The organism is Roseomonas gilardii subsp. gilardii (assembly GCF_023078375.1).
Lineage (GTDB): Bacteria > Pseudomonadota > Alphaproteobacteria > Acetobacterales > Acetobacteraceae > Roseomonas > Roseomonas gilardii.
In genome coordinates, this window is sequence record NZ_CP095554.1 from 3979775 (window position 1) to 4003089 (window position 23315).

The 23315-nt window shown below is 71.5% G+C and carries 22 protein-coding genes and 1 pseudogene; 17 read left to right on the forward strand and 6 right to left on the reverse strand.

What is annotated here, in order from left to right; all coding sequences use genetic code 11:
- Positions 1 to 51: 51 nt before the first annotated feature.
- A complete protein-coding gene (locus tag MVG78_RS18430) occupies positions 52 to 543 on the reverse strand; it encodes a MerR family transcriptional regulator (RefSeq protein ID WP_247554840.1) in 492 nt (163 codons plus the stop codon).
- Positions 544 to 654: 111 nt separating this feature from the next.
- Between MVG78_RS18430 and MVG78_RS18435 the strand changes: the two genes are divergently transcribed.
- Positions 655 to 768 (forward strand): cation transporter, encoded by a 114-nt coding sequence (locus MVG78_RS18435; protein WP_247554860.1) that lies wholly within the window; start codon positions 655 to 657, stop codon positions 766 to 768.
- A 233-nt stretch (positions 769 to 1001) separates the two neighbouring features.
- On the forward strand, positions 1002 to 3032 hold the full coding sequence (locus MVG78_RS18440; RefSeq protein ID WP_247554863.1) for a heavy metal translocating P-type ATPase: 2031 nt from the start codon (positions 1002 to 1004) through the stop codon (positions 3030 to 3032).
- Between the two features lie 170 nt (positions 3033 to 3202).
- On the opposite strand, the gene MVG78_RS18445 is transcribed toward MVG78_RS18440, so the two are convergent.
- From MVG78_RS18445 to MVG78_RS18455, 3 genes are all read right to left on the reverse strand, one after another.
- Positions 3203 to 4228 (reverse strand): amino acid ABC transporter substrate-binding protein, encoded by a 1026-nt coding sequence (locus MVG78_RS18445; RefSeq protein ID WP_247554866.1) that lies wholly within the window; start codon positions 4226 to 4228, stop codon positions 3203 to 3205.
- A gap of 239 nt (positions 4229 to 4467) precedes the next feature.
- Entirely contained in the window at positions 4468 to 4638 is a 171-nt protein-coding gene (locus MVG78_RS18450; RefSeq protein WP_247554868.1) for a hypothetical protein, read from the reverse strand.
- A gap of 138 nt (positions 4639 to 4776) precedes the next feature.
- Positions 4777 to 6495: a histidine kinase famiy protein gene (locus MVG78_RS18455; RefSeq protein ID WP_282615023.1), complete on the reverse strand. Its 1719-nt coding sequence runs from the start codon at positions 6493 to 6495 to the stop codon at positions 4777 to 4779.
- A 117-nt stretch (positions 6496 to 6612) separates the two neighbouring features.
- On the opposite strand from MVG78_RS18455, the gene uvrB reads away from it, so the two are divergent.
- From uvrB to MVG78_RS18520, 14 genes and pseudogenes are all read left to right on the forward strand, one after another.
- A complete protein-coding gene (gene uvrB, locus MVG78_RS18460) occupies positions 6613 to 8820 on the forward strand; it encodes an excinuclease ABC subunit UvrB (protein WP_428480694.1) in 2208 nt (735 codons plus the stop codon).
- A 241-nt stretch (positions 8821 to 9061) separates the two neighbouring features.
- Positions 9062 to 9490: an SRPBCC family protein gene (locus MVG78_RS18465; protein WP_247554886.1), complete on the forward strand. Its 429-nt coding sequence runs from the start codon at positions 9062 to 9064 to the stop codon at positions 9488 to 9490.
- A 257-nt stretch (positions 9491 to 9747) separates the two neighbouring features.
- A pseudogene (locus MVG78_RS18470) lies at positions 9748 to 10535 on the forward strand (SDR family oxidoreductase).
- A 31-nt stretch (positions 10536 to 10566) separates the two neighbouring features.
- Positions 10567 to 11328 carry a dihydroneopterin aldolase gene (locus MVG78_RS18475; protein ID WP_247560519.1) on the forward strand — a complete coding sequence of 254 codons (762 nt, stop codon included), beginning with the start codon at positions 10567 to 10569 and terminating at the stop codon, positions 11326 to 11328.
- A gap of 71 nt (positions 11329 to 11399) precedes the next feature.
- Positions 11400 to 13304 carry an excinuclease ABC subunit UvrC gene (gene uvrC, locus MVG78_RS18480; protein ID WP_247554904.1) on the forward strand — a complete coding sequence of 635 codons (1905 nt, stop codon included), beginning with the start codon at positions 11400 to 11402 and terminating at the stop codon, positions 13302 to 13304.
- A gap of 16 nt (positions 13305 to 13320) precedes the next feature.
- Positions 13321 to 13929 carry a CDP-diacylglycerol--glycerol-3-phosphate 3-phosphatidyltransferase gene (pgsA, locus tag MVG78_RS18485; RefSeq protein WP_247554923.1) on the forward strand — a complete coding sequence of 203 codons (609 nt, stop codon included), beginning with the start codon at positions 13321 to 13323 and terminating at the stop codon, positions 13927 to 13929.
- Positions 13930 to 14007: 78 nt separating this feature from the next.
- Positions 14008 to 14166, forward strand: a complete 159-nt coding sequence (locus tag MVG78_RS21635; RefSeq protein WP_282615024.1) for a hypothetical protein — start codon at positions 14008 to 14010, stop codon at positions 14164 to 14166.
- Positions 14167 to 14219: 53 nt separating this feature from the next.
- Positions 14220 to 14699, forward strand: a complete 480-nt coding sequence (locus tag MVG78_RS21640; protein ID WP_282615025.1) for a hypothetical protein — start codon at positions 14220 to 14222, stop codon at positions 14697 to 14699.
- 24 nt (positions 14700 to 14723) lie between these two features.
- Positions 14724 to 14978, forward strand: a complete 255-nt coding sequence (gene moaD, locus MVG78_RS18495) for a molybdopterin converting factor subunit 1 (protein WP_428480695.1) — start codon at positions 14724 to 14726, stop codon at positions 14976 to 14978.
- Positions 14979 to 15038: 60 nt separating this feature from the next.
- On the forward strand, positions 15039 to 15467 hold the full coding sequence (locus tag MVG78_RS18500; RefSeq protein ID WP_247560523.1) for a molybdenum cofactor biosynthesis protein MoaE: 429 nt from the start codon (positions 15039 to 15041) through the stop codon (positions 15465 to 15467).
- A gap of 146 nt (positions 15468 to 15613) precedes the next feature.
- Positions 15614 to 16828, forward strand: a complete 1215-nt coding sequence (locus MVG78_RS18505) for a hypothetical protein (protein WP_247554926.1) — start codon at positions 15614 to 15616, stop codon at positions 16826 to 16828.
- 64 nt (positions 16829 to 16892) lie between these two features.
- Positions 16893 to 17567 (forward strand): GntR family transcriptional regulator, encoded by a 675-nt coding sequence (locus MVG78_RS18510; protein ID WP_247554929.1) that lies wholly within the window; start codon positions 16893 to 16895, stop codon positions 17565 to 17567.
- A 190-nt stretch (positions 17568 to 17757) separates the two neighbouring features.
- Entirely contained in the window at positions 17758 to 19140 is a 1383-nt protein-coding gene (locus MVG78_RS18515; protein WP_247554948.1) for an MFS transporter, read from the forward strand.
- A gap of 418 nt (positions 19141 to 19558) precedes the next feature.
- Positions 19559 to 20740: a M20 aminoacylase family protein gene (locus MVG78_RS18520; RefSeq protein ID WP_247554951.1), complete on the forward strand. Its 1182-nt coding sequence runs from the start codon at positions 19559 to 19561 to the stop codon at positions 20738 to 20740.
- Between the two features lie 55 nt (positions 20741 to 20795).
- Here MVG78_RS18520 and MVG78_RS18525 read toward each other — a convergent pair whose 3' ends face one another.
- Both MVG78_RS18525 and MVG78_RS18530 read right to left on the reverse strand, forming a co-directional pair.
- Positions 20796 to 21494: a response regulator gene (locus MVG78_RS18525; RefSeq protein WP_247554974.1), complete on the reverse strand. Its 699-nt coding sequence runs from the start codon at positions 21492 to 21494 to the stop codon at positions 20796 to 20798.
- On the reverse strand, positions 21491 to 22156 hold the full coding sequence (locus MVG78_RS18530; RefSeq protein ID WP_428480696.1) for a MarR family winged helix-turn-helix transcriptional regulator: 666 nt from the start codon (positions 22154 to 22156) through the stop codon (positions 21491 to 21493). The genes MVG78_RS18525 and MVG78_RS18530 overlap by 4 nt, the downstream gene beginning before the upstream one ends.
- A 146-nt stretch (positions 22157 to 22302) precedes the next feature.
- On the opposite strand from MVG78_RS18530, the gene MVG78_RS18535 reads away from it, so the two are divergent.
- A complete protein-coding gene (locus tag MVG78_RS18535) occupies positions 22303 to 23202 on the forward strand; it encodes a branched-chain amino acid aminotransferase (RefSeq protein WP_247554993.1) in 900 nt (299 codons plus the stop codon).
- Positions 23203 to 23315: the final 113 nt, after the last annotated feature.

Sequence of the window (23315 nt, forward strand, 5' to 3'; positions counted from 1 at the left end):
GGAATCTCGGTACGCCCCGCCGGCCCGGAAAGGGGCGGCCGCGCCTGTCCCCTATCCTTCCAGCGCCGGCATCGCCTCCCCCGCCGCCCCGTGGCGCGGGTCGCCGCAATGCCCATGGTCGAAATCCGCCAGCGTCTCCAGCACCCGGCAATCCTCCGTCACCCCGCCATCCCCTGGCGCCGCCATCCGCGCCAGTTCGCCCCGCAGCGCCAGCAGCCGCGCCACCCGCCGGTCGATCTCCGCCATCTGGGCCTGGGCGATGCCATGCGCCGCGGCGCAGTCCATCCCCGGATGTTCGGCCAGGTGCAGCAGTTCCCGGATCGCCGGCATGGTGAAGCCCAGTTCCCGCGCATGGCGGATGAAGCCCAGCCGCCGCAGATGTGCCGCGCCGAAAACCCGGTGCCCGCCCTCCGTCCGCAAGGCCGGCGGCAGGAGTCCCTCGGCCTCATAGAAGCGGATCGTCGTCGCCTTCACCCCCGTCCGCCGCGCCAGTTCGCCGATCCCCAGCAACATCCCACCCTGCGTCCTCTCCTGCCCGGTCATGCCTGCCTCCGCCTCGCGAGGATTTCCGGTGGATCGCCCCTTGAACCTCCAGCCGCTGGAGGTCCCACCTGTCACCCCGGACATGGAAGAGATGGGGATATGGCCGGACAGGTGACAAGCGGGGACCAGCTTTCCTGGCGGGTCGAGGGCATGGACTGCCCCTCCTGCGCCGCGAAGGTGGAAAAGGCCGTCTCCCGCCTGCCGGGGGTCGAATCCCCCGCCTGAACTTCACCGCGGAGCGGCTGAGCCTGACGCCGGCCGCCGGCGCCCGGCCGGACGTCCTGGCGGGCGAGGTCGAGGCCAGCCTCGCCCGGCTCGGCTACCAGGCCCACCGCCTGCCCGGCCACGCGGCCCCCCACGCGGCCCCCCACGCGGCCCCCCACGCGGCCCCGGAACATGCTCACGGCGGAGCCGCCTGCGGCTGCCATGGCCACCATCACGCCCCGCCGGGCCAGGACATGGCGCCGGACCATGACCACCACGGGCACGGCCACCATGGGCACGGCCATGCTCCCGGTGGCGACGCCACCCCCGCGCCGGCCACCCACAGCCATGGCGGCCCCGCCCATGCCCACGACCATGACGACCCCGCCGAGGCCGGCCTCCCCCTCTGGCGCACCGCCAAGGCGCGCCTGCTGGCCGGCATCGCCCTCATCGCCCTGCTCGGCTGGCTGCTTGCCCGCCTCTTTCCCGGCGCCGCGGAAGGGATCTACGCCACCGCGACCCTGCTCGCCGTCTTCCCCTTCGCCCGGCGGGCCTTCGCCCTGGCCCGCGCCGGCAGCCCCTTCTCCATCGAGACGCTGATGGTCGTCGCCGCCCTCGGCGCCGCCGCCATCGGCGCGGCGGGGGAGGCCATGACGGTGGTCTTCCTCTTCGCCCTGGGTGAGCTGCTGGAAGGCGTCGCCGCCGGCCGCGCCCGCGCCGGCATCCGGTCCCTGGTCGCGCTGATGCCGCGCACCGCCCTGCGCCTCGACGCCGCCGGCAACACCGCCGAGATCCCGGCCGCCGACCTCGCGACGGGCGACCGCGTCCTGGTCCGCCCCGGCGAGCGCGTGCCCGCCGACGGCATCATCGAGGAAGGCCGCTCCGCCCTCGACGAAAGCCCCGTCACCGGCGAGAGCATCCCCGTCCCGCGCGGCCCCGGCGAGCCGGTGGTGGCCGGCAGCATCGCCACCGACGGCGCGCTGCGCCTGCGCGTCACCCGCGCCGGGGAGGACAGCACCCTCGCCCGCATCGCCGCCCTGGTGGCGGAGGCCGCCGCCTCGCGCGGCCGCGCCCAGCGCTTCGTGGAGCGCTTCGCCGCCTGGTGGACACCCGGTGCCATGGCGATGGCGGCGCTGACCATCCTCGTCCCGCCCCTCCTCCTGGGCGGCGAATGGTCGGTCTGGCTCTATCGCGGCCTCGCCCTGCTGCTGGTCGCCTGCCCCTGCGCCCTGGTGATCTCGGTGCCCGCCGCCATGGCCTCCGGACTGTCCGCCGGCGCCCGGCACGGGCTGCTGGTCAAGGGCGGCGCCGCGCTGGAGGCCATCGGCGGCGCCCGCACCATCGCCTTCGACAAGACCGGCACCCTCACCGAGGGCCGCCCGCGCCTGACCGACCTCGTCCCCGCCGGCCCGCAGCCCGGCCCATGGACGGAGGACGACCTCCTGGCCCTGGCCGCCGCCGTGGAATCCGGCTCCGCCCACCCCCTGGCCCGCGCCGTCACCGAGGCCGCCGCCGCCCGCGCCCTCCCTGTCCCCGAGGCCCGCGCCGCCGCCGCCATCCCCGGCAAGGCCGTCACCGCCCGCATCGGCACCCGCCAGACGGGCGTCGGCAGCCTCGCCTGGGCCGAGTCCGAGGCCGGCCCCCTCTCCGCCACCCTGGCCACACGCCGCGACGCCCTCCAGGCCGAGGGCAAGACCGTCTCCGCCCTGGTCGCCGATGGCCGCCTCCTGGCCCTGCTCGCCCTGCGCGACGAGCCCCGCCCCGATGCCGCCCAGGCCATCGCCGCCCTGAAGTCCCAGGGCATCGCCACGGTGATGCTGACCGGCGACAACCCCCGCACCGCCGCCGCCATCGCCACACGGCTCGGCCTGGAAGCCCGCGCCGGGCTGCTGCCGGAGGACAAGCTGCGCGAGATCGCCACGCTGAGATCCGCCGGCCCCGTCGCCATGGTCGGCGACGGCATCAACGATGCCCCGGCTCTGGCCGCCGCCAGCACCGGCATCGCCATGGGCGGCGGCACGGAAACCGCGCTGGAGGCCGCCGACGCCGCCCTGCTGCACGGCCGCGTCGCGGGCGTCGCCGAACTCGTCGCCCTGTCGCGCGGCACGCTGCGCAACATCCGCCAGAATGTCGGGATCGCGGTGGGGCTGAAGGGGCTCTTCCTGGTCACCACCCTGGCCGGCATCACCGGCCTCTGGCCCGCCATCCTGGCCGATACCGGCGCCACCGTGCTGGTCACGCTGAACGCCCTGCGCCTGCTGGCCTGGAAACCCGCCCGGGCCTGACACGCCCCGCGCCATCCGGAGCGCCGCGCCGGGGTCTGCTCCGATCTCCGGTGGAAGGAGGGTTCCGGGGCGGGAGGCGGAGCTTCCCAACCCAGCACCCCCGGGGCCGCCCCCAGAGGCCGCCCTGGGGGCCGCCCTGGGGGCCGACCGAGGACGCGGCTGCCGCGTCCTCAGCGCATCGGCAGCGCGTAGAGCAGCCCGCCCCGCGTCCAGAGCTCGTTTGGCCCGCGCGCCAGCCCGACCGGCGTCTTCGGCCCCATGTGGCGATCATACATCTCGCCGTAATTGCCGACCGCCTTCACCACCCGAACCACCCAGTCCGGGTCCAGCTTCAACGACTGCCCCAGCTCCGGTGTCACCCCCAGCAGGCGGCGCGTGTCCGGGTTGGTCGTGCTCCGCTTCACCTCCTCCGCATTGGCGGCGGTGACGCCGCTCTCCTCCGCCTGGATCACCGCGTTCACGTACCAGCGCACCACGTCGTACCACTCGTCGTCGCCGCGCCGGACATAGGGGCCATAGGGCTCTTTGGAGAAACGTTCCCCCAGGATCGCCCATTCCGCGGGATTGGGCATGGAGGAACGCACCGCCGCGAGCTGCGAGGCATCCGTGCCGAAGGCATCGCAGCGATTGGCCTGCAGCGCGTCCGAGGCCTGGTCGTTCCGCTGGAACAGCACCGGGCTGAAGGTCAGGCCCTGGCTGCGGAAATAATCCGCCGTCACCTGCTCGTTGGTCGTGCCCTGGATCAGGCAGATCGTGGCGCCGTTCAGTTCGGCTGCCTTCGAAATACCGGCATTGGCGCGGACCATGAAGCCGTGCCCGTCATAGAAATACGGCGTGATCGCCCGCAACCCGAGCGTCACGTCGCGCAGCATCGTTTCCGTGCTGGTGCGGAACAGCACGTCGATCTCGCCCGAGGCCAGCGCCGTGAAGCGGCTGGAGGATGGCAGCGGCGTGAAGCGCACCTTGCCGGCATCGTTGAACAGCGCCACGGCGAGGCCCCGGCACAGATCCACATCCAGCCCCTGCCACACGCCGCGCAGATCCGGCAGCGCGAAGCCCGCCACGCCGGTATGGATGCCGCAGACGAGCTGCCCTCGCGCGCGGATCGCGTCCAGCGTGGCCCCAGCCCGGGCAGGGCCTGGACCTGCAAGCAACGCGGCCGTGCAGGCGGCCAGGGCAAGAAGAAGGCGCTTCATCGTCACGACATCCCGGTTATGATTCCGGAAAGAGTGCGAAGCCTGCTCCCGCCTCGTCAACACGCCCACCCCGCCTCCACGGCACCGGAATGCGCCGGCCCGTCCGGCTGCTGCCCGCGCCCCGGGCAATGCGGCGTGGTCGAGCCCATCTCCGCGCCGCTTCCATCCGACGGGCCCGGACGCCACCAGCCGGTGGCACCCTGCGGATCAGGCACCCCTCGCCCCGTCAACACCCCTCGCTACCGCCCCCGGACGTAATGCACGATGTCCACGAAGCCCTGGGCCGAGATCGGCAGGACCAGCAGCAGCACGGCGGTGATCAGCACCACCGTCACCCAGAAGCGTTCCTGCCCCGTGGAGCGCTCCGGCGGCGTATCCCGCATCCGGAAACCCGAACCATCGAAAGGCATGCGCAACGCTCCAGCCTGGATGTTTCCCGTGCCGCGAAAAACTCTATCGGCGCGCCGGCGGCGATCTCAAGCACGATCCGCCCCTCGCCCTCCCGAATCCGCCACACCGCACACCCCCGCCGCCTGGCGGGGCGCCCCTCACCCCACCCCGGTCGGCCCTTCCAGCACCTGCCGCACCCGGCGCAGCAGTTCCGCCCGGCGATAGGGCTTGTTGATCAGCTCGAAGCCGCTGCTCCCGACATCCTGGCGCTCCATTCCTGCCTCCGCATAGCCGGTGGTCAGCAGCACCTTCAGATGCGGCCGCCGCCGCCGCGCCTCCCGCGCCAGGGCGACGCCGTTCATGCCGCCCGGCATGATCAGGTCGGTGAAGAGCAGGTCCACCCGCCCCGCCTGCTCCAGCCGCTGCAACCCTTCCCGGCCATTGCCCGCCACCAGCACGCCATAGCCCGCATCCTCCAGCAGCAGCCGCGCCAGTTCCGCGACCTCGGCGCGGTCCTCGACCACGAGGATCGTCTCGCCATGCGCCAGATCCTCCCGCCGTGCCGGCCGCGGGGCGGCGCCCGGCGCCGCCTCCTGCTCCGTCACGGGAAAAACCAGGCTCACCACCGTACCCTGGCCCACCGTGCTGCGGATGCGGACCGCGCCGCCGGACTGCTTCATGAAGCCATAGACCATCGACAGGCCCAGCCCGCTGCCCTTGCCCTCCTCCTTGGTGGTGAAGAAGGGCTCCATCACCCGGCTCAGCACCTCCTGCGGCATGCCCTCGCCGTTGTCCGACACGCTCAGCACCGCATAGCGCCCTGGCGGGAGGTCACCGAACTCGCCACCCTCCCCCGGCCGGCCGGCCTCCAGATTGGCGGTGCGGATGGTCACCGTGCCGCCATCCCGCATCGCGTCCCGCGCGTTGATCAGCACGTTCAGCAGCGCCAGCTCCGCCTGCACCGGGTCCAGCCGGCCGGTCCACAGCCCCGGCGACAAGTCGTGCCGGATCTCCACTGCCTCCCCCAGCACCCGCTCCGCCATGCCGCTCAGCGTCTGCACGAGCTGGTTCAGGTTCACCGGCCGCCCGTCGAGCTGCTGCTTGCGGGCGAAGGCCAGGAGTTGCTGCGTCAGCACCGCCCCGCGGCGGCTGGCTTCCTCGATCCGCGACACCGCCCGCAGGGAGCGGGCATCGCCCCTCTCCCCGGCCATCCCGCGCAGCACATCCACATAGCCCAGCACCACCTGCAGCAGGTTGTTGAAATCATGGGCGATGCCGCCGGTGAGCTGGCCCAGCGCCTCCATCTTCTGAGCCTGCCGCAGCCCCTCCTCCGCATCCCGGCGGCGCGAGACGTCGAGTTGGCTGGCGAAGAAATAGACCAGCGTCCCGTCGGAATCGAAGACCGGGCTGACGAAAAGCGCGTTCCAGAAGGATGAGCCGTCCTTGCGGTAGTTCAGGATCTCCACCGCCACCTCCTGCCGCGCCTCGATGGCCTCCCGCACCGCCGCCACGGTGTCGCGGTCAGTCTCCGGCCCCTGCAGGAAGCGGCAGTTCCGTCCGATCACTTCCCTCCGCTCATAGCCGGCCATCTGCACGAAGGCGTTGTTGGCGAAGACGATCGGATTGTCCTGCTGCCGCGGATCGGTCACGATCATGGGCATCCGGGTGGTCTGGATGGCGGCGAAGAAGATGTCGCGCCCATCCGGCATCTGCCCTGCGTCCCCGGCCGTCACCGCCCCGCGATCCGCCTCGCTCTCCGGCGCGATGGACTGCCGCCGGCCGCCGGCCGCCGCAGGGTCGGGCCTGGGGTCGTGACGGGAATTCCTGGGGGATTCCCCATGGGGGATGCTCTCGGGGAAGTCCGTCCGATCGTTCATCAATACCTGGGCTTGCGGTTCGCGACGCCTTCCTTAACGTCCGGCAGGCCGGGAGGAACGCCGCCGCCGCGCCGCGCCCGATGAAAACCCCGTGTCCCCGCACCAGATCAGGCCCGCATGAACCTGATGACCGCCTCCGCCCCCATCCTGTTCCAGCCACCGAGGCGCCCGGCCACCGAGCCGCAGAAGCCGCTGCGGGTGGAATCCCCCTATCAGCCCGCCGGTGACCAGCCCACCGCCATCGCCGACCTCGTCGCCGGCCTGCGGCAGGGGGAGCGCGACCAGGTCCTGCTCGGCGTCACCGGCTCGGGCAAGACCTTCACCATGGCCAAGGTCATCGAGGCCGTGCAGCGCCCAACCCTGATCCTGGCGCCCAACAAGACCCTCGCGGCCCAGCTCTATGGAGAGATGAAGTCCTTCTTCCCCGACAACGCGGTGGAATACTTCGTCTCCTACTACGACTACTACCAGCCGGAAGCCTATGTCCCGCGCACGGACACCTATATCGAGAAGGATTCCGCGATCAACGAACAGATCGACCGCATGCGCCACAGCGCCACCCAGGCGCTGCTGGAACGCGGCGACGTCGTGATCGTCTCCTCCGTCTCCTGCATCTATGGCATCGGCTCGGTCGAGACCTACGGCAACATGACCGTGCGCCTCGAACAGGGCGGCCGCATCGCCCGCGACACGCTGCTCAAGGCCCTGGTGGAACTCCAGTACCGCCGCAACGACGCCGCCTTCGCCCGCGGCACCTTCCGCGTGCGCGGAGAGACGGTGGATGTCTGGCCCTCCCACATGGAGGACCGCGCCTGGCGCATCTCCCTCTTCGGCGACGAGGTGGACGGGCTGCGCGAGTTCGACCCGCTGACCGGCGAGGTCTCCGGCGAGATGGAGCGCATCGCCATCTACGCCAACTCGCACTACGTCACCCCGCGCCCGACGCTCATCCAGGCGATCCGGCAGATCAAGCTGGAGCTCAGGCAGCGCCTCGACGAGCTCAACGCCGCCGGCCGCCTGCTGGAGGCCCAGCGCCTGGAACAGCGCACCACCTTCGACATCGAGATGCTGGAAACCACCGGCGTCTGCAAGGGCATCGAGAACTACAGCCGCTACCTCTCCGGCCGCGGCCCCGGCGAGCCGCCGCCGACCCTCTTCGAATACCTCCCCGCCAACGCCCTCCTCGTCGTCGATGAGAGCCATGTCACGGTCCCGCAGATCGGCGGCATGTACCGGGGCGACTTCGCGCGCAAATCCATCCTGGCCGAGCACGGCTTCCGCCTGCCCTCCTGCATGGACAACCGCCCCCTGAAGTTCGAGGAGTGGGAGAGCTTCCGGCCCAATACGATCTTCGTCTCCGCCACCCCCGGCCCCTGGGAGATGGAGCGCACCGCCGGCACCTTCGCCGAGCAGGTGATCCGCCCCACCGGCCTGATCGACCCGGTCTGCGAGATCCGCCCGGTGGAAGGCCAGGTGGACGACCTCCTCGCCGAATGCCGCGCCATCCGCGACAAGGGCGGCCGCGTCCTCGTCACCACGCTCACCAAGCGCATGGCCGAGGATCTCACCGAGTACATGACGGAAACGGGCATCAAGGTCCGCTACCTGCACTCGGACGTGGACACGCTGGAGCGCATCGAGATCATCCGCGATCTCCGCAAGGGCGTCTTCGACGTGCTCGTCGGCATCAACCTGCTGCGCGAGGGTTTGGACATCCCCGAATGCGCCCTCGTCGCCATCCTCGATGCCGACAAGGAAGGCTTCCTCCGCTCCACCACCTCGCTGATCCAGACCATCGGCCGCGCCGCCCGCAACGCGGAAGGCCGCGTCATCCTCTACGCCGACCGGATGACCAACAGCCTGACCAACGCGCTGGGCGAGACCGAGCGCCGCCGCGCCAAGCAGATGGCCTATAACGAGGAACACGGCATCACGCCGCAGACCATCCGCCGCGACATCTCCGACGTTCTGCAATCCGTCTATGAGCAGGACTACGTCACGGTGGAAGCGGTCGAGGGTTCCGAAACGGCGGAGTTCGTCGGCAAGGACCTGCGCGCCTCGATCGCCGAGCTCGAACGCCGCATGCGCGCCGCCGCCGCCGACCTGGAGTTCGAGACCGCCGCCCGCCTGCGCGACGAGATCAAGCGCCTGGAGGCCATGGAACTTGGCCTCGACACAGGCCCCGTCACCCACGCGAAGGACATCCGCGCCAAGGGCGACTGGCGCCCCAAGCCCCTTGGCCCCGGCGGCGGCGGCTACGATCCCAAGAAGACCACCCGCGGCGGCCGCTCCCGTGGCCAGCGCGCGGCGGCCCGCAAGGGCTGACTTCCACACCCGGCGCCGCTCTGTCCCCGGGGGAGAAGGCACCGCCTCTCCCCCGCCGGCCAGCCACACGACGCAACGCCGGAACCGGCATCCGGAGGGCCATGCTAACATCGCCCCGCCGCCCGGCACGGATTCGCCAGCGCAACGGCCACTGCCGCTCCCGTTGCTGGCAACCCCGCGGCGGCCTCGCGTTGCCCCTCCGCACTGTCCCACAAGAACGAGAGCCCACAGGACGCCATCCATGGACCAGAAGATTTCCATCCAGCGCCCCGCCGAGGAGGTCTTCGCCTATGTCGCGGACACCGCGCATATCCCGCACTGGGTGCCGCAACTGCGCCGCGACGATGGCAACCTGCCGGACTCCGGCCTGACCGCCGACGAGGACGCCCGCACCATCCGCTGGGACTTCGACCCGCCGGGCGAATGGCGGGTCACGGGCCAGGGCGAGAGCGCCGTGCTGCACCTGCATGTCGATGCCGCCGCCGCCCTGCCTTCCGACCCCACGGAGGAGGAAACCCCGCAGGAAGCGCTGGCCCATGGCATGGAGGCGGCGCTGCAAAGCCTGAAGTCGCATCTGGAAGGCGCCGATGGCGGCGACCCGGAGGAGCCCAGCAACGACGCCCCCAGCCGCCTCTACGGCCACAGCGCCACGCAGGACCCGAATCTCTGAACCTTCCCGCCTGGCACGGCGCTTGAAGCACCCCCGGCGCCTCCCCAGCATGCGGGGTTCCGGAGATGATACCCGGTGCCTGCGGCGGGGGCCTCAGCCTCCCGGAACGCGCCCTCGCCGGCCCTTCCGGCGGTAGGGCAGCGTCTGCCGCCCCGGCGACGCATCCGGCAAAACGCCGATGCGCCCGCGCTCCCTTCCGTCCTTTCCGCGCCTCTTCCCCGATACCGCGCGGGCCGATCATGTTCTAAACCCCCCGCATGCCCGACATCCCCTCCGCCATCCCCGCCGCCATTCCCCGGGCGGCCCTGGTGACCGGCGGCGCGAAGCGGCTGGGCCGCGCCATGGCCCTCGCCCTGGCCGGCGCCGGCTTCGACATCGCCCTGCACCACGGCCACAGCCGGGCCGAGGCGGAAGCGACCGCGGCGGAGATCCACGCCCTGGGGCGCCGTGCCACCATCCTGTCCGCCGACCTGTCGCGGGAGGCCGAGACCACCCGCCTCCTCCCCGCCGCCACCGGGGCGCTGGGCCCCATCGGCGTGCTGGTGAACAACGCCTCCACCTTCGAACGCGACGAATGGCACGACGCGACGCGGGAAAGCTGGGACCACCATTTGGAGCCCAATCTCCGCGCCCCCTTCGTGCTGGCCCAGGCCTTCGCGAAGGCACTGCCGGAAATGGCCGAAGGCGTGGTGGTGAACATGCTGGACGAGCGCGTCTGGTCCCTCACCCCGCATTTCACCAGCTACACCCTCTCCAAGGCCGGCCTCTGGGCCCTGACCCAGAGCCTCGCCCTCGCCCTGGCGCCGCGCATCCGCGTCGCCGGCATCGGCCCCGGCCCCGCCCTGCCCAGCCCCCGTCAGAGCGAGGAACAGTTCCGCGCCCAGTGCGAATCCACCCCCTCCACCGCGGCACCTCGCCGCAGGAAGTGGCCCGCGCCCTGCTCGCCATCCTTTCCCTCCCCTCCTTCACCGGCCAGATGCTCGCCCTGGATGGCGGCCAGCACCTGCAATGGTCGCCCGCCCGCGGCGCGGCTCAGCCGGAGTGAGCTGCCCATGACCCAGAACCGCCCCGGCCCGATGGGGAGCATCCCGGGCAGCGCCTATCGCCCCGATGCCGCGCAACGCCTGCGCCGTGTCTTCGTCCGGGGCCTGGAGGTCCGCGCCAGCCTCGGCGTCCTCCCCTACGAGCTGCACACCCGCCAGCGCGTGATCATCGGCATCGAACTGCTGGTGGAGGACGAATCCGCCCCCGCCTCGGTGGGGGAGGAAAAGCTGACCCGCGTGGTGGATTACGGCGCCGTCGCCGCCCGGGCGCGGGAGATCGCGACCACCGGCCATATCCGCCTCGCCGAAACCCTGGCGGAGCGCATCGCCGTGGCCGCCCTGGAGGACCACCGCATCGTGTCCGCCATGGTGACGGTGGAAAAGCCCGATGTCCTGCCCGACGCCGCCGCCGTGGGCGTCACCGTGGAACGCCGGCGCTCCGTGGAAGCCTCCGGGAAGACGCCCCGGAAGAAGAAGCCTAGCCCCGGCGGGAGGGGCCGTCGTTTCGCCTGCCTCGCCGCCCTGGAACGAAGCCCGGTATCCTGCGCCTCACACAGCCTGGCTAGTGTAATGATTTGGTTACATAAGCAGCCGGGGCTTCGCGCCTGCCGCAACGAAGGGGCGATTTTCCCCAACCTGCAAAGCGCGCCCGCCGTCAACCACCTTCTTCGGGGTTTTCCGCACCGCAACCTGAACGATTTCCTATTTTCCGTGCAAAAACAAAGACCTGGATTCATGCCCAGAGATGAGGCAAAGGGCTGCAACCCAGGAATGACGTGGCTTTTCGGGCGATAGCCACCATTTCATCCACGGGCTTATCCACAGCTTCCGGGGATAACCCGCAACCACCGGACCCGTCGCGCGCCATGGCCTTTGCCCACGAAGAATCCGCCCCCCTCGCCCCCATGGAAGGCCGCGAGGTCATCGAGAAGGCCCTGGCCACCCTGCCGCTCTCGCCGGGCGTGTACCGCATGCTCGATGCCAAGGGCGATGCCCTCTATGTCGGCAAGGCCCGCCAGCTCCGCAAACGCGTCCACAACTACACCCAGGTCGCCCGCCTGCCGGACCGGCTGAAGCGCATGGTTTTCGAGACCCGCTCCCTGGAGGTGATCACCACCGCCTCCGAGGCCGAGGCGCTGCTGCTCGAAGCCAACCTGATCAAGAAGCTCCGCCCGCGCTTCAACATCGTCCTGCGCGACGACAAGTCCTATCCCTGGCTGGTCATCACCGAGGACCACCCCTACCCGCAGATCGGCAAGCACCGGGGGGAACGCCGCAAGGGCGCCTCCTACTGGGGCCCCTTCGCCTCCGCCTGGGCGGTGAACCAGACGCTCACCGCGCTGCAGCGCGTCTTCCTGCTCCGCTCCTGCCGCGACAGCGTCTTCGAGAACCGCGACCGCCCCTGCCTGCTCCACCAGATCCGCCGCTGCTCCGCCCCCTGCGTCGGGCGGATCAGCGAGGCCGACTACGCCGACCTCACCCGCCAGGCGAAGCAGTTCCTCTCCGGCGAGACCCCCTCGATCCAGAAGAAGCTGGCCCGCGAGATGGAGGAAGCCGCCGAGGCCCTGGAATTCGAGCGCGCCGCCGCCATCCGCGACCGCATCCGCGGCCTGACCCATGTCCAGGGCCGCGACCGCATCAACATGGAGGGCGTGGGCGATGCCGACATCGTCGCCGTCCACCAGGCCGCCGGCCAGTGCTGCGTGCAGGTCTTCTTCTTCCGGGGCGGCCGCAACAACGGCAACCGCGCCTTCTTCCCCTCCCATGCCCGGCAGGACATCCCGCCCGGCGAGGTGCTGGAGGCCTTCCTGGCCCAGCTCTACGACGACCTGCCGCCCCCGCCCCTGGTGCTGCTGAGCCACGACATCCCGGAGCCCGCCCTGCTGGCGGAGGCCCTCGCCCTCAAGGCCGGCCGCAAGGTCGAGATCCACCGCCCCCAGCGCGGCGACAAGCGCGCCGCCGTGGACCACGCCGCCACCAATGCGCGGGAGGCTCTGGAGCGCAAGCTGGCCGAGGGCACCGCCCAGACCGCCCTGCTGGAAGGCGTGGCGAAGATCTTCGACCTGCCCTCCATCCCGGAACGCATCGAGATCTACGACAACAGCCACATCCAGGGCGCCAATGCCTATGGCGTGATGGTGGTCGCCGGCCCCGGCGGCTTCATCAAGCCCGCCTACCGCAAATTCTCCATCAAGGGCCCCGTCACGCCCGGTGACGACTTCGCCATGATGCGGGAGGTCTTCGAGCGCCGCTTCGCCCGCGCGCTGAAGGAGGACCCGGAGCGCGAGCAGGGTTCGTGGCCCGACCTTGTGCTGATCGATGGCGGACTCGGCCAGCTCAACGCCGCCCGCGACATCCTGGCGGAAATGGGCGTGGACGACGTCCCCCTGGTCGCCGTCGCCAAGGGGCCGGACCGCGACGCGGGCCGCGAATGGTTCCACCGCACCGGCCACGCCCCCTTCCAGCTCCCGCCCCGCGATCCCGTGCTCTACTACCTCCAGCGCCTGCGGGACGAGGCGCACCGCTTCGCCATCACCACACACCGCGCCGGCCGCTCCAAGGCGCTGGTGAAATCGGAGCTGGACGAGGTGCCCGGCGTCGGCACCGCGCTCAAGCGCCGCCTGCTGAACCATTTCGGCTCCGTCCGCGGCGTCCGCAACGCGGGACTCGAGGATCTGGAGAACGCCCCCGGCATCGGCCCCTCCATGGCGCGCCGCATCTACGAGCACTTCCATCCCGGCGCAGTGGCGCCGCGCGAAACAGCCGGGTAGAAGATCCCCCGACGCCATGCCGACGGACCTGCCCAACCTCCTGACGCTGTCGCGGATCGCGGCGGTTCCCCTGCTCGTCCTGCTCGCCTATGGCGGCGGTGGATGGGGCGACGTGGCCGCCTGCGCGGTCTTCTCCATCGCCGCCATCACCGACTATTTCGACGGCAAGATCGCCCGCGACCGGCAGATGACCTCCGCCTTCGGCCGGATGCTGGACCCGATCGCCGACAAGCTCCTGGTCGGCGCCGCCCTGATGCTCCTGGCCGGACTCGGGCGGCTCAGCCCCCTCGGCCTGCTGCCCGCCATCGTCATCCTGCTGCGGGAGATCCTGGTCTCCGGCCTGCGCGAATATCTCGCCAGCCTGCGCGTCGGCATGCCCGTCACCCGCCTCGCCAAGTGGAAGACCGGCTTCCAGATGGGCGCCCTCGGCGTCCTCCTGGCGGGCGACAGCGGCGCCCGCGCCCTGGGCCTCGGTATCCTGCCGCTTTCCCTGCTGGGGGAGCTCGGCCTCTGGGTCGCGGCGGCCCTGACCATGATCACCGGCTGGGACTACATGATCTCCGGCCTTCGCCATGCCGGGGCACAGGATGCCCAGGCCGCCGCCACCTTGCGGGGCCGCTCCTGATCACCCGCCCTTGAGCGCTTACCGACACCGGTGCATGTTGCGCCCGCTTCGTCCTGGGGGAGTCTTATGCGGCATTCCATGATCGCGCGGCCGGCTTCGTGCATCCTGCTGGCCCTGGCGCTGGCCGGCTGCTCGGATGGGCTCGTCGCGCCTTTCGGCCGCCGCCCGGCCCTGGTGGCCCCGGACAGCGCCACCGCCGAGCAATCCGGGGACAGGAGCCCGCGCTGGCGCCCCTGACGCCGGAAGCCGGCAATGTCTGGCCGGATGCCGAGCCCGAGCGCGCCACGCTGATGGACCCGAACCGCGACACCTTCCGTGAGGATGTCACCTCCCCGGCCCTGGAACGCGCCGCCCGGGAACGTGGCCGCGCCCCGCAGCCCCGCCTGCCGGACCTGAGCGAGCCCGGCCCGGGCCTGCCGCCCTCCGCCGCGCCGAATCCGCGCAACCCGCCGCCGGGCACCACCCTGCCCTCGCGCCGCCCGAGCACCACTCCACCGGACAACCTGAGTGCCCCGCCCCTGCCCTACCAGCCCGGGCAGCTCAGCATCCCTGCCCAGCCCGGCGCCCCCGCCACCCCGCCGGCACCGCGCGAGGACGGCCGCACCATCTTCACCCCGGACGGCGTGCCCAATACCACCACGGGCGGCACGGGTAGCGTGCAGGGCATCACCCGGCCCGGCGGCGCCAGCGGCACCGCCACGCGGCAGGGCAATTCCACCGTGATCACCGTGCCCGGACAGAGCCCGCAGATCGTGCCCGACCAGCAATGACCCTCAACCCGTGACCCCTTGGCCGTGATCCGCGTCCTCTACTTCGCCTGGGTACGCCAGCGCACCGGCCTGGCCACCGAGGAGGTCGAGCCCCCGCCGGAGGCCGCCACCGTCGGCGCCCTGATGCGCTGGCTCGCCACGCGCTCGCCCGGTCATGCCGCCGCCTTCGCCCAGCCGAAGCAGATCCGCGCCGCGGTGAACCAGGAATTCCGCGGCCCGGAGGACCCTGTCGCCCCCGGCGACGAGGTCGCCTTCTTCCCCCCCGTGACCGGCGGCTGACCGCGCCATGGCCGCCCCCCGCTCCCGGGCCGCGTCGCGGTCGGCGAGGCCCTTTTCGACATCGCCGCCGAGACCGCCCTGCTGACGGAAGGCCGCGCCGATATCGGCGGCCTCGCCTCCTTCACCGGCCTCTGCCGCGCCGATTCCGGCCTCGCCGCCATGACGCTGGAGCACTATCCGGGCATGACCGAGGCCGCCATCGCCGCCATCCGCGAGGAAGCCGCCCGCCGCTGGCCGCTGCTCGGCGCCACGGTGATCCACCGCGTGGGCCGCCTCCTGCCCGGCGAGCCCATCGTCCTGGTCCTCACCGCCAGCGCCCATCGCCTGGCCGCACTGGAATCCTGCGCCTTCCTGATCGACTGGCTGAAGACCCGCGCGCCCTTCTGGAAGAGCGAGGAATTCCCCGACGGCACCACCCGCTGGGTCGAGGCCAAGGCGGAGGACGACGCCTTGGCCGAACGCTGGAGCCCGCCGGACCCGCGCCGCTGAGCCTGCCCGCCGCCCCGGGACGCACCCCCGCCCTCGCCGCCATCCTGGCCGGCGCCCTCCTCCTGGTCTGGCCGGCCTTCCTCAACGGCTACCCGATCCTTTTCAGCGACACCGGCGCCTTCCTGCACCAGACGCTTGGCCCGCTGATGATCTGGGACAAGCCCTGGATCTACGGCCCCCTCTTCCACCTCTTCCATCAGCGCCAGACCCTCTGGCTCCCCCTGCTCGCCCAGGGGCTGATGCTGTCCCACCTGCTCTGGCTCGCCGCCCGCGCCCTCGGCACCGCCACCCCCGCCCGGCATCTCCTCCTTGCCGCGGCCCTGGCGCTGCTCACCAGCGCTCCCTGGGTCGCCGCCCTGCTGATGCCGGACATCCTCACCCCGTCCGCCCTGCTCGCCCTTTTCCTGCTCGGCTTCGCCCGCCCCGCTTTATCCCGGGGCGAGGCTCTCTATCTCCTGCTCCTCGCCACCCTGGCCATCGCCGCGCATCTGTCGAACCTGCCCCTGGCCGCCGCCCTGGCCGCCCTCACCCTCCTGCTGCGCCGCCGCTTCCGCCCCACCCTTCGCGTCGCCGCCCCCCTGCTTGCCGCCTGCGCCCTGCTGCTGCTCACCAACGCCATCGGTCACGGCCGGCTCTCGCTGTCCCCCTATGGCAGCACCTTCCTGCTCGCCCGGCTCGTGGCCAACGGCCCCGCCGCCCGCACCATCGCGGCGGAATGCCCCGAACGAGGCTGGTATCTCTGCGCCTGGGCAGGCCGCCTCCCCACCGACAGCGACGTCTTCCTCTGGGAACCCGACAGCCCCGTGAACCGCGACGCGGAAGGCCATCCGCGTTTCCTGGGCGGCACCCTCCTGGCCCCCGAGGCACGGGAGATCATCGCCGCGGCCCTGCGCCGGGAACCCCTGGCCGTGCTGCGCGACGCCCTGCGCGACACGGCGCGGCAGCTCGTCACCAACGGCATCGGCGACACCCTGCCGCGCGGCGCCGCCGGGGATGGCCTCGCCCTGCGCATCGCCAGCGGCTTTCCCCCCGCCGAGTTCCGCCGCTTCGGGGATTCCGCCCAGATGCGCGGCCTCCTGCCCCAGCGCGCCGCGCCCTTCCTGCCCCTCCAGGCGCCCGTGCTTCTCCTTGCCGCCCTGGCGATGCCCCTCCTGCTCTGGCGCTGGCGCCACGATCCGCGGCGCCGCGCCCTGGCCCTCTGCGTGCTCCTCGGCCTCGCCGCCAATGCCTTCGCCACCGGCGCCCTCAGCAAGCCGCACCAGCGCTACGGCGCCCGCATCGCCTGGCTTCTCCCCGCCGCCGCCTTGCTCCTGGCCCAGCCCCGGCGGGAGCTGGAGCGGGAGGCAGCGCCACCCCGCTGACACGCCAGCCCATCGTTGCGGAATTCGGTTGCTGCCCCTGCTCAACTGCTATACGCAGTTAGGCATGCCGGAAGCGCCACTCGCCACCATTGTCGCCAGCAACGACCCGCCCCTGGCGGAACGCGCCTATCTGCGCCTGCGGGAAGCGATCGTGGACGGCACCCTGGCCGCCGGCAGCAAGATCTCGGAGCGCAGCCTCGCCGCCGCGCTCGGCATCTCGCCACAGCCCGTGCGCGAGGCCCTGCGCCGCCTGGAGGGCGAGGGCATGGTGGAAAGCCGCCCGCGCAGCGGCACCTTCGTCGCGGAACTCACCCCCGCCCGCCTCGCCGAGATCGGCCATATCCGCGCCGCGCTGGAAGGCGCCGCCACCGGTATCGCCGCGCGCCGCGCCAGCCCGGCCGACATCGCCGCCCTGCGCGCCCGGCTCGCCGCCATCCGCAGCGCCACGGCGCTGGGCGACGCCGCCGCCCTGGCGGAGGCCAATGACAGCTTCCACCGCACCCTGCACGCCATCACCGGCAACGCCTTCCTGATCCGCAGCCTGCAGGCCCTGCGCGCCTATTTCCATGTTGGCAGCCGCCGCGTCCTGGGCGGCGAAGAACAGTTCCACCAGGCCGAGGCCGAGCACGCCGCCATCGTCGAGGCTATCGCCGCGGGCGAGGCCGACCGTGCCGAGGAGCTGATGCAGGCCCATGCCCTCCGCTCGCTCCGTGTCGCCTTTCCGGAGGAAACGGCCTGAGCCTCCGCCCCCTCTCCTGAGCTTCTGCCCGGCGCCCAACCCCACGGCGCCGCCGGGATGGCCCTCCAGGGCCAGGCAGATGCCCGCATCGCGGCCCCGCCGTCCATCCACCAGATCCGCACTCCAGCGGGCATCCACCCCAACAGGCCGGGCCAGCACCGGCCCCATGACCCCTGGGAGGTCGAACCGCGTGTCCGAGACGATCGCAACAGCCCCCGCCGTGATGGCCGCGCGCAAGAGCCGCGTGCGCCACTGGCTGCTCGCCCTGATCCTCTTCCTGTCCACCGTCGCCTATGCCGACCGCTCGATCCTTTCCATGGCGGGCTCCGGCATCAAGCAGGAATTCGGCCTCTCCGCCGTCCAGCTCGGCTACATCCTCTCCGCCTTCAGCTGGGCCTATGTGGTCGGCCAGATCCCCGGCGGGCTGCTGCTCGACCGCTTCGGCACCAAGACCGTCTACGGCGTCGCTTTGCTGCTCTGGTCGCTCTCCACCTTCGTGATCGGCTTCATCGGCGAACTCGGCGTCAGCACCGCCACCGCCGTGGTGCTCTTCTTCACCCTGCGCTTCGCCCTGGGATTCATCGAATCCCCCGCCTTCCCGGCCAATGGCCGCATCGCGGTGATGTGGTTCCCCAAGGACGAGCGCGGCCTCGCCACCTCGATCTTCGCCTCCTCCTCCTACTTCGCCGTCGCCATCTTCTCGCCCCTCGCAGGCTGGCTGGTCTCGCGCTACGGCTGGCCCTGGCCCTTCTTCGTGCTGGGCGCCATCGGCTTCGTCGCCTTCTTCGTGTGGCAGCACTTCATGCATGAGCCACGCAGGCACCCCAAGGTGACGCAGGCCGAGCTCGACCACATCATCGCGGGCGGCGCCCTGGTCGATATCGACAGCCCGCAGCAGCGCCACGCCACCATCGGCACGCCCGTCGCCGCCCGCCCCAGCGGCACCTTCCGCGCCCTGCTCACCAACCGCATGCTCTGGTGCGCCTATATCGGCCAGTACTGCACCATCGCGCTCAGCTACTTCTTCATCACCTGGTTCCCGATCTACCTGGTCCAGGCGCGCGGCATGGACATCCTGAACGCCGGCTTCGCCACCGTCGCGCCTTCCATCTTCGGCTTCCTCGGCGGCGTCTGCGGCGGCCTCATCTCCGACGCGCTGATCCGCATGGGCTGGTCCGTCACCTGGGCCCGCAAGACGCCCTACATCCTCGGCATGCTCACCGCCGCCACCCTGGCGCTGGCCGCCACCTCCGACAGCAACACCATGGTCATCGCCCTGATGTCCTTCGCCTTCTTCGGCAAGGGCGTGGCCGCCGGCGCCGGCACCTGGGCCGTGGTCAGCGACACCGCGCCGAAGGAGGCCGTCGGCCTCGCCGGCGCCGTCTTCAATTGCGTCGGCAACATCGCCGGCATCGTGACGCCGATCGTCTTCGGCTACATCGTCGCGAGCACCGGCAGCTACGGCATCGGCCTCTACTTCGTCGCCGCCCACTGCATCCTCGCCGCCCTCGTCTTCCTCCTCTTCATGGGCCGCATCGAGCGTATCGGCGGTGAGGGCAAGGCCACCGCCTGATACTCCGCCCCCGGGAGAGGCGCCGCCTCTCCCGGACCCTCTCCGCCCATGACCAGGATGGGGGACCGAAGCCGGTCCCCGGTCCCCGGGCTTTCGTTGGCACCGGTGGCTACCGTCAGTCTGCTGGCTGATCCCCGGGCGTAGGTGGATCTGCGGGGCTCCCGAAAAGAAGAAAAACCCCCTCTCCGCACTGGTGGCACCGGCAGTCGCCGGAGAGCCATGCTCTCCGGCGTGATCTGGCCGCAGCAGGCGCCAACGAATGGGGGCCATGGCGCCCCATGGGACCCTTGGGCGTCCTGGCGGATAGGGGGTCTGGGGGAAAGGCGGCGCCTTTCCGGCCACGGCGCAGCGCCACCGGATTGACGCCCCACCGCGAAACCCTTCCCCTTCGGAAGACACACCGGAGGAGTCCGCCCGCATGACCTCGCCCCGCGAAGCCCTGGCCGCCTTGCAGCCCGAGATGACCGAATGGCGCCGCGACTTCCACGCGCATCCGGAGATCGGCTTCGAGGAGCACCGCACCAGCGAGATCGTGGCGCGGAAGCTGGAGGAATGGGGCATCGAGGTGCATCGCGGCATCGGCAAAACGGGCGTCGTCGGCGTGCTGCGCGGCCGCAACTCCGGCGCGGGCGGCAACCGCGCCATCGGCCTGCGCGCCGACATGGACGCCCTGCCGATGGAGGAGGCCAACGGCTTCTCCCACCGTTCGCGGAATCCTGGCCGCATGCATGCCTGCGGCCATGACGGCCACACCACCATGCTGCTCGGCGCCGCGAAGTACCTGGCCGAAACCGGCAACTTCTCCGGCACCGTCCACCTGATCTTCCAGCCCGCCGAAGAGGGCCTCGCCGGCGCCAAGGCCATGCTCGACGACGGGTTGCTGGAACGCTTCCCCTGCGATGCCGTCTACGGAATCCACAACAGCCCCGACATGCCGCTCGGCACGGCACAGGCGCTCACCGGCACGGCGCTGGCCGCGATCGACTATTTCAGCATCGTGCTGCGCGGCCGCTCCGCCCATGGCGGGCACCCGCAGCAGGGCATCGACACCGTCGCCATGGCGGCGCAGGTCGTCAACGCGCTCAACGCCATCCCCTCACGGCAGGTGGATGCTCTGGAATCCGCCATCATCAGCATCGGCCAGATCCATGGCGGCACCTCGGATATCGTGATCCCCGAGACCGTCGAGCTGCGCGGCTCCGTCCGCACGCTGAAGCCGGAGATCCGCGACCGCGTCGAGACCCTTTTCCACCGCGCCGTCACCCTCACCGCCGAGGCCCAGGGCGGCAAGGCGGAGATCAGCTACCGCCGCGCCTATCCGCCCACCATCAACACCCCCGCCGAGACCGACCGCGCCGCCCAGGCCGCCGCCGCCCTGCTCGGCGAGGGCAGGGTCCGCCGCGACGGCCACCCGCTCCTGGCCGGCGAGGACTTCGCCTTCCTGCTGGAACGCGTCCCCGGCGCCTATCTGATGTTCGGGCAGAAGGATGGCGAGCGCGGCGCCACGCCCGTCCACAACCCGCTCTACGACTTCAACGACGACCTTCTGCCGCTCGGCGCGGGCTACCTCGCCGCGCTGGTGGAACAGGAACTCGGCTGAACGCGGCGAGGCGGGGCGGGGTGGCGGCTTTCGTCACGGCGCCCCGCCCGCCGGCTCAGCTCCCCGGCCGCAGCACATAGCCCCGGTGCCGCACCGTCTGCAGGAAGCGCGGCTCCCTCGGGTCCGGCTCGATCTTCCGGCGCAGCCGCGTCACCTGCACATCCACCGCCCGCTCCCCGGCATCCGGCGTGCCCAGCGCCTCGGCGATCTCCTCGCGCGACAGCACCTCCCCGGCCCGGCCCGCCAGGGCGGTCAGCAGCGCCGCCTCCCCGCCGGTGAGCCGCAGCACGCCATCGGCCCCGCGCAACTCGCCCCGCTCCGGGTCGAACCAGCGCGACCCGAGCTGCACCGGCACCAGCGAATGCGCCGCCGGCGCCGGGACGGCGACGCGCCGCAGGATGGCCTTCGCCCGCTGCACCAGCTCGCGCGGGTCGAAGGGCTTGGCGAGATAGTCGTCCGCCCCGTGCTCGAATCCCGCCACGCGGTCGTCCGGCGACCCGGCGGCGGTGAGCATCAGCACCGGCACCTCCTGCCCGTCGCGGCGCAGCGATTCCACCAGCTCCAGCCCGGTCTCGCCCGGCATCATCACGTCCAGCACCAGCAGGTCGAAGGCCATGGCGCCCAGCGCCTGCCGCGCCGCCGCCGCATCCCCCGCCACCGAGACGCGGAAGCCCTGCTCGGCCAGGAAACGCTGCAACAGGGAACGCAGGCGCGGATCGTCGTCCACCACCAGCAGGTGCGGCTGCTCGCTCATCGGCGCACCCCCGGCTGTCCCCCTGGATTTCCCCCGGGCGGCGCCCCCGGCGCAGTACCGGACGGCACCCCGGATGGCCCCCCGGGTGGCCCGGCAGGCGGCCGGGCCATGGCGCCCGCGGGGTGCCCCATGGCATTCCCACGCGGCCCCGCCGCCTCGGTCGCGCCCATGGCGACCCGCTCGACCAGGCCACGCGTGGCCGGGGCCATCAGCCCCTGCATCACGCGGCGGAACCCGTCCACGGCGGCGGGCCCGGCCTCGCGATAGGCTCGGATCACCGTCTCCCGCTGCCGCTCGAAGAGCCGCCGCTCCAGCGCCCGCCCCGCTTCCGTCAGGCTGAGCAGCCGCTGCCGCCGGTCGGCCCGGCCCGTCGCCTGCTCGATATAGCCACCCTCCACCAGCGGGGTGAGGACGCGGCCCAGCGACTGCTTGGTGATGTCCAGGATGGTGAGCAGCTCGCCCACCGTCAGCCCGGGCCGGCGGCCGACGAAATGCAGCACGCGATGATGCGCGCGGCCCAGCCCGATCTCGGCCAGCATGGCATCGGCCCCCGCGGTGAAGTCGCGGTAGCCGAAGAAGAGCAGGTCCTGCGCCGCGCGAAGCTCCTCCTCGCGCAGGAAGAGATGCTCGCGGCCGGCGGAGACGGATGTCTTCTCCTTCACGGCGGAATGTCCTCCCGGGAGCCCGTCAGGCATGGCGGGCATGACTCCATGTTTGGTCAGGTTTGTTGACACAAAACGAATCAAAGGTCTAGTTTCCGCCTTGTTGCGCAATATTATTTCAAAAACACGATCCAGGGATTTCAAACATGTCTCTGATGCCTTTCGATGACCGCGACGGCTGGATCTGGATGAATGGCGAGTTCCTCCCCTGGCGCGACGCGAAGCTGCATGTCCTGACCCACGGCCTGCATTATGCCTCCAGCATCTTCGAGGGCGAGCGCTGCTACGCCGGAAACATCTTCAAGCTGCGCGAGCACACCGACCGCCTGATCCGGTCCGGCCGCCTCCTCGGCTTCGAGATCCCTTTCACGGCCGAGGAAATCGACGCCGCCACGATCGGGACCGTGCGCCGCAACGGCCATACCGAGGCCTATATCCGCCCCGTCGCCTGGCGCGGCTCGGAGATGCTGGCCGTCTCCGCCCAGCAGACGAAGATCCACCTCGCCATCGCCTGCTGGGGCTGGCCGAACCTGTTCGGCGCGAACCGCATGAAGGGCGTCCGACTCGGCATGGCCAAGTGGCGCCGCCCGGCCCCGGACACCGCCCCCACCGCCTCCAAGGCCGCCGGCCTCTACATGATCGGCACCCTGTCCAAGCACGCGGCGGAGGCCGAGGGCTTCGACGACGCCATGATGCTCGACTTCAAGGGCGACGTGGCCGAGGCGACCGGCGCCAACGCCTTCTTCGTCTTCGATGGGGAACTGCACACCCCCACCCCCGTCTGCTTCCTGGACGGCATCACCCGCCGCACGGTGATGCGCCTCGCCCGGAACCGTCAGATGAAGGTGGTGGAGCGCACCATCCGGGCCGAGGAACTACCCAGGGCCACCGAGGTCTTCCTGGCCGGCACCGCCGCCGAGGTGACGCCGGTCCGCGCCATCGGCGAACACAGCTACACCCCCGGCCAGATCACCGAGACCCTGCTCTCCGACTACGAGAAGCTGGTCCGCATGCCCCCGGAGGAGGTCCGCCGCCTCGCGGGTTGACAGCCCCGGGGAAGGCCAGCGGCGGGAACCGGCCCTCCCCGCTCCATCCGGGCGCGGCGGACCGGCACGAGGCCGCACAGTCCCGCCTACGCAGCCCGGCCCGGGCTGTGCTA